The following is a 15,709-nucleotide window of genomic DNA, read 5'->3' on the forward strand; positions in this document are numbered from 1 at the left end:
CCCCAGCACAAGGGGAACGGCCCGCTACCAGCTACTCACGTGAGTAGCTGGTGTCAGTCCCTGGCCTCCGCCAGCAGCTTCTGGATCCGGCTCACGCCCTCGACGAGATCCTCGTCACCCAGCGCGTACGACAGCCGCAGGTACCCGGGCGTGCCGAACGCCTCGCCGGGCACCACCGCGACCTCGGACTCCTCCAGGATCAGCGCGGCCAGCTCGACCGTGTCCTTGGGCCGGCGCCCGCGGATCTCCTTGCCGACCAGACCCTTCACCGACGGGTACGCGTAGAACGCGCCCTCGGGCTCCGGGCACACCACGCCGTCGATCTCGTTCAGCATCCGCACGATCGTCTTGCGGCGCCGGTCGAAGGCCTCACGCATCTTCGCGACCGCGTCCAGGTCGCCGGAGACGGCGGCCAGCGCCGCCACCTGCGCCACGTTGGACACGTTCGACGTGGCGTGGGACTGCAGGTTCGTCGCGGCCTTGACCACGTCCTTCGGGCCGATGATCCACCCGACCCGCCAGCCGGTCATCGCGTACGTCTTCGCGACACCGTTGACCACGACGCACTTGTCGCGCAGCTCGGGCACCACGGCCGGCAGCGACACGGCGGACGCGTCGCCGTAGACCAGGTGCTCGTAGATCTCGTCGGTCAGCACCCACAGGCCGTGCTCGGCGGCCCAGCGGCCGATCGCCTCGGTCTCGGTCTCGCTGTACACCGCGCCCGTCGGGTTGGAGGGCGACACGAAGAGGACCACCTTGGTCTTCTCCGTACGGGCCGCCTCCAGCTGCTCCACGGACACCCGGTAGCCGGTCGTCTCGTCGGCGACGACCTCCACCGGGACACCCCCGGCCAGCCGGATCGACTCCGGGTACGTCGTCCAGTACGGCGCGGGCACGATGACCTCGTCGCCCGGGTCGAGGATCGCGGCGAAGGCCTCGTAGATGGCCTGCTTGCCACCGTTGGTGACGAGGATCTGCGACGCGTCGACCTCGTAGCCCGAGTCGCGCAGCGTCTTCGCGGCGATCGCGGCCTTCAGCTCCGGCAGACCGCCGGCCGGCGTGTAGCGGTGGTACTTCGGGTTCTTGCAGGCCTCGATCGCGGCCTCGACGATGTAGTCCGGGGTGGGGAAGTCGGGCTCACCGGCGCCGAAGCCGATCACCGGCCGCCCGGCGGCCTTGAGGGCCTTGGCCTTGGCGTCCACGGCGAGGGTGGCGGATTCGGAGATCGCGCCGACTCGGGCGGAGACCCGGCGCTCGGTGGGAGGGGTTGCAGGGCTCATGGGCCCCATCGTTTCAGACCGGAAACGCTCGCGGCACGGGGGTTTCACAGACTGAACAACGTCGGGCAAACCCCTGAACAACAGTACGGATCGGCCGCCCGGCCTGGGCGATCTTCAGCCTCGGGCCCGCCGCCCGCCCCCCGTCCCGGGGGCGATCTTGCGCCAACAAGGCCTGCCGCGGGCCCTTTCTGTTCGACGACCGGCCGCGGAGCACGTACACTCTCACCTCGTTGGCCTTCAGCAGGCCGCGCCCGTTCGGTGCACACCAGGCATCCGGATGGATGCGGTACGTTGGGGGACACACAAAGGGTCGTAGCTCAATTGGTAGAGCACTGGTCTCCAAAACCAGCGGTTGGGGGTTCAAGTCCCTCCGGCCCTGCTACACACACCTTCGCCAGGATGTGTGCGCATGTACGTACAGCAATGCACCGCCGTGCGGCTCAGACCGGGCGCGGCACGGCCACGACCCGGAATCAGGTGAGGACGAGTGACGGACGCCGTGGGCTCCATCGACATGCCTGATGCCCAGGATGAGGCGCCGGAGTCCAAGAAGGGCCGCAAGGGCGGCAAGCGCGGCAAGAAGGGCCCGCTGAAGCGCCTGGCCCTCTTCTACCGCCAGATCGTCGCGGAGCTGCGCAAGGTCGTCTGGCCGACGCGCAACCAGCTCACGACGTACACGACCGTGGTGATCATCTTTGTCGTCATCATGATCGGCCTGGTCACCGTGATTGACTATGGACTCAGCAACGCCGCCAAGTACGTGTTCGGCTGAGCAGCCCGCGAAGAGCGCCGAGGTACCCGGCGCTCCTTTCGCATGTTCCACCCCTATGTATCCAGGAAGAAGCAGCCACCGTGTCTGACCCGAACGTGAACGACGCCATCGAGCCTGTCGAGTCCGTCGAGGACGAGCTCGACACCGTCGAGGGCGCGGACAGCGAGGACACCGAGACCTCCGCCGAGGTCGAGGCTGCCGACGCCGTCGCGGACGACGCCGCCGAGGCGGAGACCGAGGACGACGAAGAGGCCGCGGAAGAACTCGTCGAGGAAGAGCCCGAGGACGACCGCGACCCGATCGAGAAGCTCCGCGAGGAACTGCGGGTCCTGCCCGGCGAGTGGTACGTCATCCACACGTACGCCGGTTACGAGAACCGCGTGAAGACCAACCTCGAGCAGCGCGCCGTCTCCCTGAACGTCGAGGACTACATCTTCCAGGCCGAGGTGCCGCAGGAAGAGGTCGTCCAGATCAAGAACGGCGACCGCAAGACGATCAAGCAGAACAAGCTCCCGGGCTACGTCCTCGTCCGCATGGACCTGACGAACGAGTCCTGGGGCGTCGTCCGCAACACCCCCGGCGTCACCGGCTTCGTGGGCAACGCCTACGACCCGTACCCGCTGACCCTGGACGAGATCGTCAAGATGCTCGCCCCGGAGGCCGAGGAGAAGGCCGCCCGCGAGGCCGCCGAGGCCGAGGGCAAGCCGGCCCCGCAGCGCAAGGTCGAGGTCCAGGTGCTGGACTTCGAGGTCGGCGACGCGGTCACCGTCACCGACGGCCCGTTCGCCACGCTGCAGGCGACCATCAACGAGATCAACCCGGACTCGAAGAAGGTCAAGGGCCTCGTCGAGATCTTCGGCCGCGAGACGCCGGTCGAGCTCTCCTTCGACCAGATCCAGAAGAACTAGCGGACACCAGCTTCCGAGCAGGTCAGGCAGGCTCCAGAAGCCTGCCTGACCTGCTCGGTTTTTGGCCGCACATGGATACCCGTTATCGTTGTGCGGTATGCCTCCAGCCGGATGATCCGGTTCGGAGGCTGGAAAACTCTCACTAGGACCCGGAGAGAGCAATGCCTCCCAAGAAGAAGAAGGTCACGGGGCTCATCAAGCTCCAGATCCAGGCCGGTGCCGCCAACCCGGCCCCGCCGGTCGGCCCCGCGCTGGGCCAGCACGGCGTCAACATCATGGAGTTCTGCAAGGCCTACAACGCCGCGACCGAGTCGCAGCGTGGCTGGGTCATCCCGGTGGAGATCACGGTCTACGAGGACCGTTCCTTCACCTTCATCACCAAGACCCCGCCGGCCGCCAAGATGATCCTGAAGGCCGCGGGCATCGAGAAGGGCTCGGGCGAGCCGCACAAGACCAAGGTCGCGAAGATCACGCGTGACCAGGTCCGTGAGATCGCCACGACCAAGATGCCCGACCTCAACGCCAACGACCTGGACGCCGCCGCGAAGATCATCGCCGGCACCGCCCGTTCCATGGGCGTCACGGTCGAGGACTGAGCCCCAACTCCATCAGCAGAAGTGGCAGGGCCCGCTCGGCCCGGACCACGACTCCTAAGAATCCACAGGAGCAGTAGTGAGCAAGCGCAGCAAGTCCCTTCGCGCTGCGGACGCCAAGATCGACCGGGAGAAGCTCTACGCCCCGCTCGAGGCCGTCCGTCTCGCCAAGGAGACCTCCACGACCAAGTTCGACGGCACCGTCGAGGTCGCCTTCCGTCTGGGTGTCGACCCGCGCAAGGCCGACCAGATGGTCCGTGGCACCGTGAACCTCCCGCACGGCACCGGTAAGACCGCCCGGGTCCTGGTCTTCGCGACCGGTGACCGTGCCGAGGCCGCACTCGCCGCGGGCGCCGACATCGTCGGCTCCGACGAGCTGATCGACGAGGTGTCGAAGGGCCGTCTGGACTTCGACGCCGTCGTCGCCACCCCGGACCTCATGGGCAAGGTCGGCCGCCTCGGCCGCGTGCTCGGCCCGCGTGGTCTGATGCCGAACCCGAAGACCGGCACCGTCACCCCCGATGTCACCAAGGCTGTCAACGACATCAAGGGCGGCAAGATCGAGTTCCGCGTCGACAAGCACTCGAACCTGCACTTCATCATCGGCAAGACGTCGTTCGACGACACCAAGCTGGTGGAGAACTACGGCGCGGCGCTGGAGGAGATCCTCCGTCTGAAGCCGTCCGCCGCCAAGGGTCGCTACATCAAGAAGGCCGCCATCAGCACCACGATGGGCCCCGGCATTCCGGTCGACTCCAACCGCACCCGCAACCTCCTCGTCGAGGAGGACCCGGCCGCGGTCTGAGCCTGACGGCTCGCCCAACCGGTCACGGGCCCCGCACCTCTTACAGGTGCGGGGCCCGTTCCCTTTTCCGGTACGTACGCCGGTGGCCTGGGTTAACGTGCGGGAACCGGATACGAACGGGGGGACGTATGCAGGGCACGACCGTGCGCCGCGTGGGCCTGGTGCTCGCGGTGGCGACCGCGCTGACGGGTTGTACCTTCTCGGACTCCTCCGACCGCCCCGGCAAGGACGACCGTGCCGCGCGCTCCACCTCCCTGGCGGCCCTGCGCTCCGCCGAACGGGCCACCGCACGGGCCGAGTCCGCCCGGGTCGAGTCCACGACGAGCATGGGCTCGCTGATGTCCATGACCGCCGACGGCACCCTCGGCTGGGGCGACGGCATCACCGGCACCCTCACCATCACCTACACCGGCGGCACGATCGCCGACACCATGCGCAGGCTCGGCACCACCTCCATGGAGGCCCGCTACCTGCCCGACGCCTACTACGCGCGCATGGGCGACAAGTTCGCCGAGCAGACCGACGGCAGACACTGGATCCGGTACGCGTACGACGACCTCGAAGCACTCGCCGGCGGCTCCGGCGCCCACCTCGGCGACCAGATGCGCGCCACCACGCCCAACCAGTCCGTGAAGCTCCTGCTGGCCTCCGGGGACGTCAGAAAGGCCGGCGAGGAGACCGTGCGCGGCCGGGCCGCCACGCACTACTCCGGCACCGTGGCCGCGGCGGACGTCACCGACGACGGCCTCAGGAAGCAGCTGACCGAGGCCGGCGTCACCACCGAGACCGTCGACATCTGGATCGACGAGCGGAATCTTCTCGTCAAGAAGGTGGAGAAGGCGCGGATGACCTCCGGCCGGATGACCCAGACCGCGCACTACCGCGACTACGGCGTACGGGTCCGGGCCCAGCGCCCTCCGCTGTCCGACACCGGGGACTTCGAGGACCTGATGCGGAAGAAGACCGGTACGCCCTGAGGCGGCCGTGAATTCGGATAGATCACTTGTGCCCCTCTGGGATAGGCTCACCGCCTTGCTGTGAAGCAATCATGTATTCCTTGGGGGGAATCAATGAGGACATCCATACCCGCCGCCGGGCTGGGCGCGCTGCTTCTCGCCGCCGGTGCGGTCGGCTGCGGATCCGAGCAGTCGCCGGAGATGACGCCCGCGGCCGCCGTCGCCAAGGCCGCGAAGAACACGGAGGACATCACCTCCCTCCGGTACCGCCTGAGCGGCACGACCCCGGGCGAGGGCCGGGTCAAGGGCGAGGCGTCGATGCGCATGAAGCCCACCATCGCCATGAGCATGAAGATGACGGCGCCCGACAAGGGAGCCACCGAGGCCGTGGAGATCCGCCTCGTCGACAAGGCCATGTATCTCGGTGGGGGAGCCGAGATGGCCAAGGAGATGGACGGCAAGAAGTGGCTCAAGTTCGACCTGTCCGGGTCCGAGGCCGGCAAGGAACTGGACCAGATGGGCAGCAGCGGCACCAGCCAGGCCGAGCAGAACCCGGCGGCCGAGTCCGCCTTCCTCACGGGCGCCGAGGACGTGAAGAAGGTCGGCTCCGAGAAGGTCGACGGCGTCGAGACGACCCACTATTCGGGCACGGTCACCCTCACCGACCTGCGCGCCTCGCTCAAGGACGCCAAGGCGGACACCCGCAAGCAGCGTGAGAAGAGCATCAAGCAGTACGAGAAGCTCGGCGTCGACAAGCTCACGATGGACATGTGGATCGACGGCGACGACCACACCAAGCAGTTCCGCATGAAGGGCGACGCCGACAAGGGCCCGCTCGACATGACCATCACCTTCCTCGACTACAACAAGCCGGTGGACGTCCAGGCGCCGCCCGCCAAGGAGGTCGCGGACCTCGCCGGCATGTTCAAGGAGCTGGAGCAGGGCTGATCCGCCCCGCTCCGACCGTCGTACGGACGGAGCCGTACGGGCGGATTTGCTTGACGGCGATCCGTTCCCGTACCCTCCTGTAGAAGCCAAAGACCGCTGGTCGTTACCGCGTGCTCGGAAGAGGGCGCGGTGGCCGAAGGATCCGCTGAACGGCGGACGACCCGCGCAGGTGACACTGGAAGAGCTCCTGGAGTTCGCCGCCGAGTGCGGAGGGACAACCGGTTGAGCTACGCCCCGTGCGCTTGCGCCGGGGCGTTTCGTTTTCCCCAGTCCTCCTTCGGGTCCGCGCGGTCCGAATCACCCGGAAGGAGGCCGAGGCTCATGGCGAGGCCTGACAAGGTCGATGCCGTCGAGGAGATGCGGGACAAGTTCCGCAACTCCAACGGTGCCGTCGTTACCGCGTACACCGGTCTCACCGTGGCGCAGCTGCAGCAGCTGCGTCGTTCACTCGGTGAGAACGCTAACTACCGTGTGGCGAAGAACACGCTGACCAAGATTGCGGCCAATGAGGCCGGGATCAACACGATCGACGACCTCTTCACGGGTTCGTCGGCCGTCGCCTTCGTGACCGGTGACCCGGTCGAGGCGGCGAAGGGTCTCCGTGACTTCGCCAAGGACAACCCGAACCTCGTCATCAAGGGCGGTGTCCTTGACGGCAAGGCGCTGTCCGCCGACGACATCAAGAAGCTTGCGGACCTCGAGTCCCGCGAGGTTCTGCTCTCCAAGCTGGCCGGTGCCATGAAGGGCAAGCAGTCGCAGGCTGCCTCTGTCTTCCAGGCGCTGCCGTCGAAGCTCGTCCGCACCGTGGACGCGCTCCGTGCCAAGCAGGACGAGCAGGGCGGTGCCGAGTAACTCGGCTCGCATCCCGGCCCCCGCTGCCTGAACGCGGAGGCCGTCGCGGGCCAGACGTACGCCCGCCTCACATGTACATCCGGCACCTGCCGATTTAGTGGAAGGACCGCCATCATGGCGAAGCTCAGCCAGGACGACCTGCTCGCCCAGTTCGAAGAGATGACCCTCATCGAGCTCTCCGAGTTCGTGAAGGCCTTCGAGGAGAAGTTCGACGTCACCGCCGCCGCTGCCGCGCCGGTCGTCGTCGCCGGTGGTGCCGCTGGTGGCGCCGCCGCCGAGGCCGTCGAGGAGCAGGACGAGTTCGACGTCGTCCTCACCGGCGCCGGCGACAAGAAGATCCAGGTCATCAAGGTCGTGCGTGAGCTGACCTCCCTCGGCCTGAAGGAGGCCAAGGACCTGGTCGACGGTGCGCCGAAGCCGGTTCTGGAGAAGGTCACCAAGGAGGCCGCCGAGAAGGCGAAGGAGTCCCTCGAGGGCGCCGGTGCCTCCGTCGAGGTCAAGTAAGACCTCTCGGATCCGCCAGGATCCACGACACGTCCTCCTGGGCGTGTAACGCGTAAGCGCGGAAGAGCGATCATCCATCCGGGTGGTCGCTCTTCGGCGTTCCCGGGGTCCGGCCACGGTTGCCTTGCACCCTCAGTGACGGGGGGTATGGTGATCTTCGTTGTGTCTCCGGGCGGCTCCGGTTCGGGCAGGGGGGGCCTTGACGAACCGCACGCAGCGCGCAATTCTCAGGACGCGTCGTCACAACGATCCGTATCCGAGGCATGGATCGACGACGAAGAGGGCAGTATCAACGTGCGTTGAGGGCAGCGCCTTGTCGCAGGAGTGGAACAACGAGGGTCAACACGGGCGTGAAAACCCGGACTGGACATCAGTGTGCCAAGTGGCTACACTGACCCTTTGCGCTGCCTGTTAGCTGTCCCCTGCCCGTCACCAGGGGTCTGCCCTCGCCCGAGCATCGACGACAAGACCTGTCTGACCTGGCCTTTCGGCCGGACCGACTCAGCTTGTCTCTGTGTACGGGAGAGGGGCCGGTACGCGCGTAGTGAGTCCGAGCCCTCGGAAGGACCCCCTCTTGGCCGCCTCGCGCAACGCCTCGACCGCGAATACGAACAACGGCGCCAGCACCGCCCCGCTGCGCATTTCCTTTGCAAAGATCAAGGAGCCTCTCGAGGTTCCGAACCTGCTCGCGCTGCAGACCGAGAGCTTCGACTGGCTGCTCGGCAACACCGCTTGGCAGAGTCGGGTCGAGGAGGCTCTGGACAACGGTCAGGACGTCCCCACCAAGTCCGGTCTGGAGGAGATCTTCGAGGAGATCTCCCCGATCGAGGACTTCAGCGGGTCGATGTCGCTGACCTTCCGTGACCACCGCTTCGAGCCGCCGAAGAACTCGATCGACGAGTGCAAGGAGCGCGACTTCACGTTCGCGGCCCCGCTCTTCGTCACCGCCGAGTTCACGAACAACGAGACCGGCGAGATCAAGTCCCAGACCGTCTTCATGGGCGACTTCCCGCTCATGACGAACAAGGGCACCTTCGTCATCAACGGCACCGAGCGTGTCGTGGTGTCGCAGCTGGTCCGTTCGCCGGGTGTCTACTTCGACTCCTCCATCGACAAGACGTCCGACAAGGACATCTTCTCCGCCAAGATCATCCCGTCCCGGGGTGCCTGGCTGGAGATGGAGATCGACAAGCGCGACATGGTCGGTGTCCGCATCGACCGCAAGCGCAAGCAGTCCGTCACCGTCCTGCTCAAGGCTCTCGGTTGGACGACCGAGCAGATCCTCGAGGAGTTCGGCGAGTACGAGTCCATGCGCGCCACCCTGGAGAAGGACCACACCCAGGGTCAGGACGACGCGCTGCTCGACATCTACCGCAAGCTGCGTCCGGGCGAGCCCCCGACCCGTGAGGCCGCGCAGACGCTGCTCGAGAACCTCTACTTCAACCCGAAGCGCTACGACCTCGCCAAGGTCGGCCGCTACAAGGTCAACAAGAAGCTGGGCGCGGACGCTCCGCTCGACGCCGGCATCCTGACCGTCGAGGACGTCATCTCGACGATCAAGTACCTGGTGAAGCTGCACGCGGGCGAGACCGAGACGGTCGGCGACAGTGGCACCTCGATCGTCGTCGAGACCGACGACATCGACCACTTCGGCAACCGCCGTCTGCGCAGCGTCGGCGAGCTCATCCAGAACCAGGTCCGTACGGGTCTGGCGCGTATGGAGCGTGTCGTCCGCGAGCGGATGACGACCCAGGACGTCGAGGCGATCACGCCGCAGACCCTGATCAACATCCGGCCGGTCGTCGCCTCCATCAAGGAGTTCTTCGGCACCAGCCAGCTGTCGCAGTTCATGGACCAGAACAACCCGCTGTCGGGTCTGACGCACAAGCGTCGTCTCTCGGCTCTGGGTCCCGGTGGTCTGTCCCGTGAGCGGGCCGGCTTCGAGGTCCGTGACGTGCACCCCTCGCACTACGGCCGCATGTGCCCGATCGAGACGCCCGAAGGCCCGAACATCGGTCTGATCGGCTCGCTCGCCTCCTACGGCCGGGTCAACGCGTTCGGTTTCGTCGAGACCCCCTACCGCAAGGTGTTCGAGGGCCAGGTCACCGACGAGGTCGACTACCTGACCGCCGACGAGGAAGACCGCTTCGTCATCGCGCAGGCCAACGCGCCGCTCACCGACGAGCTCCGCTTCGCCGAGGCCCGCGTGCTGGTCCGCCGTAAGGGCGGCGAGGTCGACTACGTCACCGGCGAAGACGTGGACTACATGGACGTCTCGCCGCGCCAGATGGTGTCGGTCGCGACCGCCATGATCCCCTTCCTGGAGCACGACGACGCCAACCGTGCCCTCATGGGCGCGAACATGATGCGTCAGGCCGTGCCGCTGATTAAGTCCGAGGCCCCGCTCGTCGGTACCGGCATGGAGTACCGCTCCGCGGCCGACGCCGGCGACGTGGTCAAGGCCGAGAAGCCGGGTGTGGTCCAGGAGGTCTCCGCGGACTACATCACCACCGCCAACGACGACGGCACGTACATCACGTACCGCCTGGCCAAGTTCGCCCGCTCCAACCAGGGCACCTCGGTCAACCAGAAGGTCATCGTCGGCGAGGGCGACCGGATCATCGAGGGCCAGATCCTCGCGGACGGTCCGGCCACCCAGCAGGGCGAGATGGCGCTGGGCAAGAACCTGCTCGTGGCGTTCATGCCGTGGGAGGGTCACAACTACGAGGACGCGATCATCCTGTCGCAGCGCCTCGTGCAGGACGACGTCCTCTCCTCGATCCACATCGAGGAGCACGAGGTCGACGCCCGTGACACCAAGCTCGGCCCCGAGGAGATCACCCGGGACATCCCGAACGTCTCCGAGGAGGTCCTCGCCGACCTCGACGAGCGCGGCATCATCCGCATCGGTGCCGAGGTCATCGCCGGCGACATCCTCGTCGGCAAGGTCACGCCCAAGGGCGAGACCGAGCTGACGCCCGAGGAGCGCCTGCTGCGCGCGATCTTCGGTGAGAAGGCCCGTGAGGTCCGTGACACCTCGCTGAAGGTGCCGCACGGCGAGACCGGCAAGGTCATCGGCGTCCGCGTCTTCGACCGCGAGGAGGGCGACGAGCTTCCCCCCGGTGTGAACCAGCTGGTGCGCGTCTACGTCGCGCAGAAGCGCAAGATCACCGACGGTGACAAGCTCGCCGGCCGTCACGGCAACAAGGGCGTCATCTCGAAGATCCTGCCGATCGAGGACATGCCGTTCCTGGAGGACGGCACCCCGGTCGACATCATCCTCAACCCGCTCGGTGTGCCGTCCCGAATGAACCCGGGTCAGGTCCTGGAGATCCACCTCGGCTGGCTCGCCAGCCGCGGCTGGGACGTCTCCGGTCTCGCGGACGACTGGGCGCAGCGCCTCCAGGCCATCGAGGCCGACAAGGTCGAGCCCGGCACCAACGTCGCCACCCCCGTCTTCGACGGTGCGCGTGAGGACGAGCTGGCGGGTCTGCTGAACCACACGATCCCGAACCGCGACGGCGAGCGCATGGTGCTCCCGACCGGTAAGGCGCCGCTGTTCGACGGCCGCTCCGGCGAGCCGTTCCCGGAGCCGATCTCGGTCGGCTACATGTACATCCTGAAGCTGCACCACCTGGTCGACGACAAGCTGCACGCCCGTTCGACCGGTCCGTACTCGATGATCACCCAGCAGCCGCTGGGTGGTAAGGCCCAGTTCGGTGGCCAGCGCTTCGGTGAGATGGAGGTGTGGGCGCTGGAGGCTTACGGCGCCGCGTACGCCCTCCAGGAGCTGCTGACCATCAAGTCCGACGACGTCACCGGTCGCGTGAAGGTCTACGAGGCCATCGTCAAGGGCGAGAACATTCCCGAGCCCGGCATCCCCGAGTCCTTCAAGGTGCTCATCAAGGAGATGCAGTCCCTGTGCCTCAACGTGGAGGTGCTGTCCTCGGACGGCATGTCCATCGAGATGCGCGACACCGACGAGGACGTCTTCCGCGCTGCGGAGGAGCTTGGCATCGACCTGTCCCGGCGCGAGCCGAGCAGCGTCGAAGAGGTCTGACGGGAGTTCGGAGGCCTTCGTCATGAAGGCCTCCGGCCCCAGGACCCCCGTATCAGACCCCATGACTTACAACCCTGAGAGGGATTGACGCATAGTGCTCGACGTCAACTTCTTCGACGAGCTCCGGATCGGTCTGGCTACCGCTGACGACATCCGTCAGTGGAGCCACGGCGAGGTCAAGAAGCCCGAGACGATCAACTACCGCACGCTCAAGCCCGAAAAGGACGGACTCTTCTGCGAGAAGATCTTCGGTCCGACCCGGGACTGGGAGTGCTACTGCGGCAAGTACAAGCGTGTCCGCTTCAAGGGCATCATCTGTGAGCGCTGTGGCGTCGAGGTCACCCGCGCCAAGGTGCGTCGTGAGCGGATGGGCCACATCGAGCTGGCCGCGCCCGTCACGCACATCTGGTACTTCAAGGGCGTCCCGAGCCGGCTGGGCTACCTGCTCGACCTGGCTCCCAAGGACCTCGAGAAGGTCATCTACTTCGCGGCGTACATGATCACGTACGTCGACGAGGAGCGCCGTACGCGCGACCTGCCCTCGCTGGAGGCTCACGTCTCCGTCGAGCGCCAGCAGATCGAGCAGCGCCGCGACGCCGACCTGGAGGCCCGCGCCAAGAAGCTCGAGACCGACCTGGCCGAGCTGGAGGCCGAGGGCGCCAAGGCCGACGTGCGCCGCAAGGTGCGCGAGGGTGCCGAGCGCGAGATGAAGCAGCTGCGTGACCGTGCGCAGCGCGAGATCGACCGTCTCGACGAGGTGTGGAACCGCTTCAAGAACCTCAAGGTCCAGGACCTCGAGGGCGACGAGCTGCTCTACCGCGAGCTGCGTGACCGCTTCGGCACGTACTTCGACGGCTCGATGGGTGCCGCGGCGCTGCAGAAGCGCCTGGAGTCCTTCGACCTCGACGAGGAGGCCGAGAAGCTCCGCGAGATCATCCGCACCGGCAAGGGCCAGAAGAAGACCCGTGCGCTCAAGCGCCTGAAGGTCGTCTCCGCGTTCCTGCAGACCAGCAACAGCCCCAAGGGCATGGTGCTCGACTGCGTGCCGGTCATCCCGCCGGACCTTCGCCCGATGGTGCAGCTGGACGGTGGCCGCTTCGCGACCTCCGACCTGAACGACCTGTACCGCCGTGTGATCAACCGGAACAACCGACTGAAGCGCCTTCTCGACCTCGGTGCGCCCGAGATCATCGTGAACAACGAGAAGCGCATGCTCCAGGAGGCCGTCGACGCGCTGTTCGACAACGGCCGTCGTGGCCGTCCGGTCACCGGTCCCGGTAACCGCCCGCTGAAGTCCCTCAGCGACATGCTGAAGGGTAAGCAGGGCCGCTTCCGTCAGAACCTGCTCGGTAAGCGTGTGGACTACTCCGCGCGTTCCGTGATCGTCGTCGGTCCGCAGCTGAAGCTGCACCAGTGCGGTCTGCCGAAGGCGATGGCGCTGGAGCTCTTCAAGCCGTTCGTGATGAAGCGCCTGGTCGACCTGAACCACGCGCAGAACATCAAGAGCGCCAAGCGCATGGTCGAGCGCGGCCGCACGGTCGTGTACGACGTGCTGGAAGAGGTCATCGCGGAGCACCCGGTTCTACTGAACCGTGCGCCCACGCTGCACCGCCTCGGCATCCAGGCCTTCGAGCCGCAGCTGGTCGAGGGCAAGGCCATTCAGATCCACCCGCTCGTCTGCACCGCGTTCAACGCGGACTTCGACGGTGACCAGATGGCCGTGCACCTGCCGCTCTCCGCGGAGGCGCAGGCCGAGGCCCGCATCCTGATGCTGTCCTCGAACAACATCCTCAAGCCCGCCGACGGCCGTCCGGTGACGATGCCGACCCAGGACATGGTCCTCGGTCTGTTCTTCCTCACCACCGACGGCGAGATGCGCGACCTCAAGGGCGAGGGCCGTTCCTTCGCCTCGGTCGCCGAGGCGATCATGGCCTTCGACGCGGGCGAGCTGTCGCTCCAGTCGAAGATCGACGTCCGCTTCCCGGTGGGCACCATCCCGCCGCGTGGCTGGATGCCGCCGGCGCGTGAGGAGGGCGAGCCCGAGTGGCAGCAGGGTGACAGCTTCCGGCTGAACACCACCCTGGGCCGCGCGCTCTTCAACGAGCTGCTGCCCGAGGACTACCCGTTCGTCGACTACGAGGTCGGCAAGAAGCAGCTCTCCGAGATCGTCAACGACCTCGCCGAGCGCTACCCCAAGGTCATCGTGGCGGCGACGCTCGACAACCTGAAGGCGGCCGGCTTCTTCTGGGCGACCCGTTCCGGCGTCACCGTGGCCATCTCCGACGTCGTCGTTCCCGAGGCGAAGAAGGAGATCGTCCGCGGGTACGAGGCGCAGGACGAGAAGGTCCAGAAGCAGTACGAGCGCGGTCTGATCACCAAGGACGAGCGCACGCAGGAGCTCATCGCGATCTGGACCAAGGCGACCAACGAGGTCGCCGAGGCGATGAACGACAACTTCCCGAAGACCAACCCGATCTTCATGATGGTGAACTCGGGCGCACGAGGCAACATGATGCAGATGCGTCAGATCGCCGGTATGCGTGGTCTGGTGTCGAACGCGAAGAACGAGACGATCCCGCGTCCGATCAAGGCGTCGTTCCGTGAGGGTCTGTCCGTGCTGGAGTACTTCATCTCCACGCACGGTGCCCGTAAGGGTCTGGCGGACACCGCTCTGCGTACCGCCGACTCGGGTTACCTGACCCGTCGTCTGGTCGACGTCTCCCAGGACGTCATCATCCGCGAGGAGGACTGCGGCACCGAGCGCGGTCTGAAGCTGCGGATCGCCTCGAAGGACGAGGCCGGTGTCCTGCGCAAGGCCGAGGACGTCGAGACCAGCGTCTACGCCCGCATGCTCGCCCAGGACGTCGTCATCGACGGCAAGGTGATCGCGCCGGCCAACGTGGACCTGGGCGATGTGCTCATCGACCAGCTCGTGCACCACGGTGTCGAGGAGGTCAAGACCCGCTCGATCCTGACCTGCGAGTCGCACGTCGGCACCTGTGCCATGTGCTACGGCCGTTCGCTGGCCACCGGCAAGCTGGTCGACATCGGTGAGGCGGTCGGCATCATCGCCGCCCAGTCCATCGGTGAGCCCGGTACCCAGCTGACGATGCGTACCTTCCACACCGGTGGTGTGGCCGGTGACGACATCACCCAGGGTCTGCCGCGTGTCGTCGAGCTCTTCGAGGCCCGTACCCCGAAGGGTGTCGCCCCGATCTCCGAGGCCTCCGGCCGCGTGCGGATCGAGGAGACCGAGAAGACGAAGAAGCTCGTCGTCACCCCGGACGACGGCAGCGACGAGACGGCGTTCCCGATCTCGAAGCGTGCCCGTCTCCTGGTCAGCGAGGGCGAGCACGTCGAGGTGGGCCAGAAGCTCACCGTGGGTGCCACCAACCCGCACGACGTGCTGCGCATCCTGGGTCAGCGTGCCGTCCAGGTCCACCTGGTCGGCGAGGTCCAGAAGGTCTACAACTCGCAGGGTGTGTCGATCCACGACAAGCACATCGAGATCATCATCCGGCAGATGCTCCGCCGCGTGACGATCATCGAGTCGGGCGACGCCGAGCTGCTGCCCGGCGAGCTGGTCGAGCGCTCGAAGTTCGAGACCGAGAACCGTCGTGTGGTCCAGGAGGGCGGTCACCCGGCCTCCGGTCGTCCGCAGCTGATGGGTATCACCAAGGCCTCGCTGGCGACGGAATCCTGGCTGTCGGCCGCCTCCTTCCAGGAGACGACCCGAGTTCTGACGGACGCGGCGATCAACGCCAAGTCCGACAGCCTCATCGGCCTCAAGGAGAACGTCATCATCGGTAAGCTCATCCCGGCCGGTACGGGTCTGTCCCGCTACCGCAACATCCGGGTCGAGCCGACCGAGGAGGCCAAGGCCGCGATGTACTCGGCCGTCGGCTACGACGACATCGACTACTCGCCGTTCGGCACGGGCTCCGGCCAGGCCGTTCCGCTGGAGGACTACGACTACGGTCCGTACAACCAGTAAGCGAGTCGCTTGAGTCGAGGGCGGTCACCTTGGGGTG

Annotated in this window: 11 protein-coding genes and 1 tRNA gene; 11 read left to right on the top strand and 1 reads right to left on the bottom strand. The window is 66.6% G+C overall.

Annotated features, from left to right (window positions below):
- Window positions 1–53 precede the first annotated feature (53 nt).
- Window positions 54–1,280 (bottom strand): pyridoxal phosphate-dependent aminotransferase, encoded by a 1,227-nt coding sequence (locus ACFT4A_RS09725; RefSeq protein WP_382827529.1) that lies wholly within the window; start codon window positions 1,278–1,280, stop codon window positions 54–56.
- A gap of 306 nt (window positions 1,281–1,586) precedes the next feature.
- Here ACFT4A_RS09725 and ACFT4A_RS09730 point away from each other — a divergent pair.
- The 11 genes from ACFT4A_RS09730 to ACFT4A_RS09780 all read left to right on the top strand — a co-directional run bounded on the left by ACFT4A_RS09730 (window position 1,587) and on the right by ACFT4A_RS09780 (window position 15,672).
- Window positions 1,587–1,659: transfer RNA gene (locus ACFT4A_RS09730), tRNA-Trp, on the top strand.
- A gap of 108 nt (window positions 1,660–1,767) precedes the next feature.
- Window positions 1,768–2,052 (top strand): preprotein translocase subunit SecE, encoded by a 285-nt coding sequence (gene secE / locus ACFT4A_RS09735; RefSeq protein WP_215119482.1) that lies wholly within the window; start codon window positions 1,768–1,770, stop codon window positions 2,050–2,052.
- Window positions 2,053–2,132: 80 nt separating this feature from the next.
- On the top strand, window positions 2,133–2,960 hold the full coding sequence (gene nusG / locus ACFT4A_RS09740; RefSeq protein WP_382827531.1) for a transcription termination/antitermination protein NusG: 828 nt from the start codon (window positions 2,133–2,135) through the stop codon (window positions 2,958–2,960).
- A gap of 161 nt (window positions 2,961–3,121) precedes the next feature.
- Complete coding sequence (rplK, locus tag ACFT4A_RS09745) at window positions 3,122–3,556, top strand: 50S ribosomal protein L11 (protein WP_031141270.1); 435 nt, start codon at window positions 3,122–3,124, stop codon at window positions 3,554–3,556.
- 76 nt (window positions 3,557–3,632) lie between these two features.
- Window positions 3,633–4,358: a 50S ribosomal protein L1 gene (gene rplA / locus ACFT4A_RS09750; protein ID WP_382827533.1), complete on the top strand. Its 726-nt coding sequence runs from the start codon at window positions 3,633–3,635 to the stop codon at window positions 4,356–4,358.
- 128 nt (window positions 4,359–4,486) lie between these two features.
- On the top strand, window positions 4,487–5,335 hold the full coding sequence (locus ACFT4A_RS09755) for a hypothetical protein (protein WP_382827535.1): 849 nt from the start codon (window positions 4,487–4,489) through the stop codon (window positions 5,333–5,335).
- A 93-nt stretch (window positions 5,336–5,428) separates the two neighbouring features.
- Window positions 5,429–6,262, top strand: a complete 834-nt coding sequence (locus tag ACFT4A_RS09760; protein ID WP_382827537.1) for a DUF1396 domain-containing protein — start codon at window positions 5,429–5,431, stop codon at window positions 6,260–6,262.
- A gap of 321 nt (window positions 6,263–6,583) precedes the next feature.
- Window positions 6,584–7,114, top strand: coding sequence for a 50S ribosomal protein L10 (gene rplJ / locus ACFT4A_RS09765; protein WP_215119470.1), 531 nt, complete (start codon window positions 6,584–6,586; stop codon window positions 7,112–7,114).
- Between the two features lie 114 nt (window positions 7,115–7,228).
- Window positions 7,229–7,618, top strand: a complete 390-nt coding sequence (gene rplL, locus ACFT4A_RS09770) for a 50S ribosomal protein L7/L12 (RefSeq protein WP_215119469.1) — start codon at window positions 7,229–7,231, stop codon at window positions 7,616–7,618.
- Window positions 7,619–8,192: 574 nt separating this feature from the next.
- Window positions 8,193–11,678 carry a DNA-directed RNA polymerase subunit beta gene (gene rpoB, locus ACFT4A_RS09775; RefSeq protein WP_382827538.1) on the top strand — a complete coding sequence of 1,162 codons (3,486 nt, stop codon included), beginning with the start codon at window positions 8,193–8,195 and terminating at the stop codon, window positions 11,676–11,678.
- 94 nt (window positions 11,679–11,772) lie between these two features.
- A complete protein-coding gene (locus ACFT4A_RS09780) occupies window positions 11,773–15,672 on the top strand; it encodes a DNA-directed RNA polymerase subunit beta' (protein ID WP_382827540.1) in 3,900 nt (1,299 codons plus the stop codon).
- Window positions 15,673–15,709 lie beyond the last annotated feature (37 nt).

Source organism: Streptomyces sp. NPDC057099 (assembly GCF_042671245.1).
GTDB classification, from domain to species: Bacteria; Actinomycetota; Actinomycetes; order Streptomycetales; family Streptomycetaceae; genus Streptomyces; species Streptomyces purpurascens.

Bases quoted from the DNA above. Each gene is read 5' to 3' on its own strand.
- ACFT4A_RS09755 (WP_382827535.1), top strand. From the start codon at position 4,487: ATGCAGGGCACGACCGTGCGCCGCGTGGGCCTGGTGCTCGCGGTGGCG.
- rplL (WP_215119469.1), top strand. From the start codon at position 7,229: ATGGCGAAGCTCAGCCAGGACGACCTGCTCGCCCAGTTCGAAGAGATG.
- rplJ (WP_215119470.1), top strand. From the start codon at position 6,584: ATGGCGAGGCCTGACAAGGTCGATGCCGTCGAGGAGATGCGGGACAAG.
- ACFT4A_RS09760 (WP_382827537.1), top strand. From the start codon at position 5,429: ATGAGGACATCCATACCCGCCGCCGGGCTGGGCGCGCTGCTTCTCGCC.
- ACFT4A_RS09725 (WP_382827529.1), bottom strand. From the start codon at position 1,280: ATGAGCCCTGCAACCCCTCCCACCGAGCGCCGGGTCTCCGCCCGAGTC.
- rplK (WP_031141270.1), top strand. From the start codon at position 3,122: ATGCCTCCCAAGAAGAAGAAGGTCACGGGGCTCATCAAGCTCCAGATC.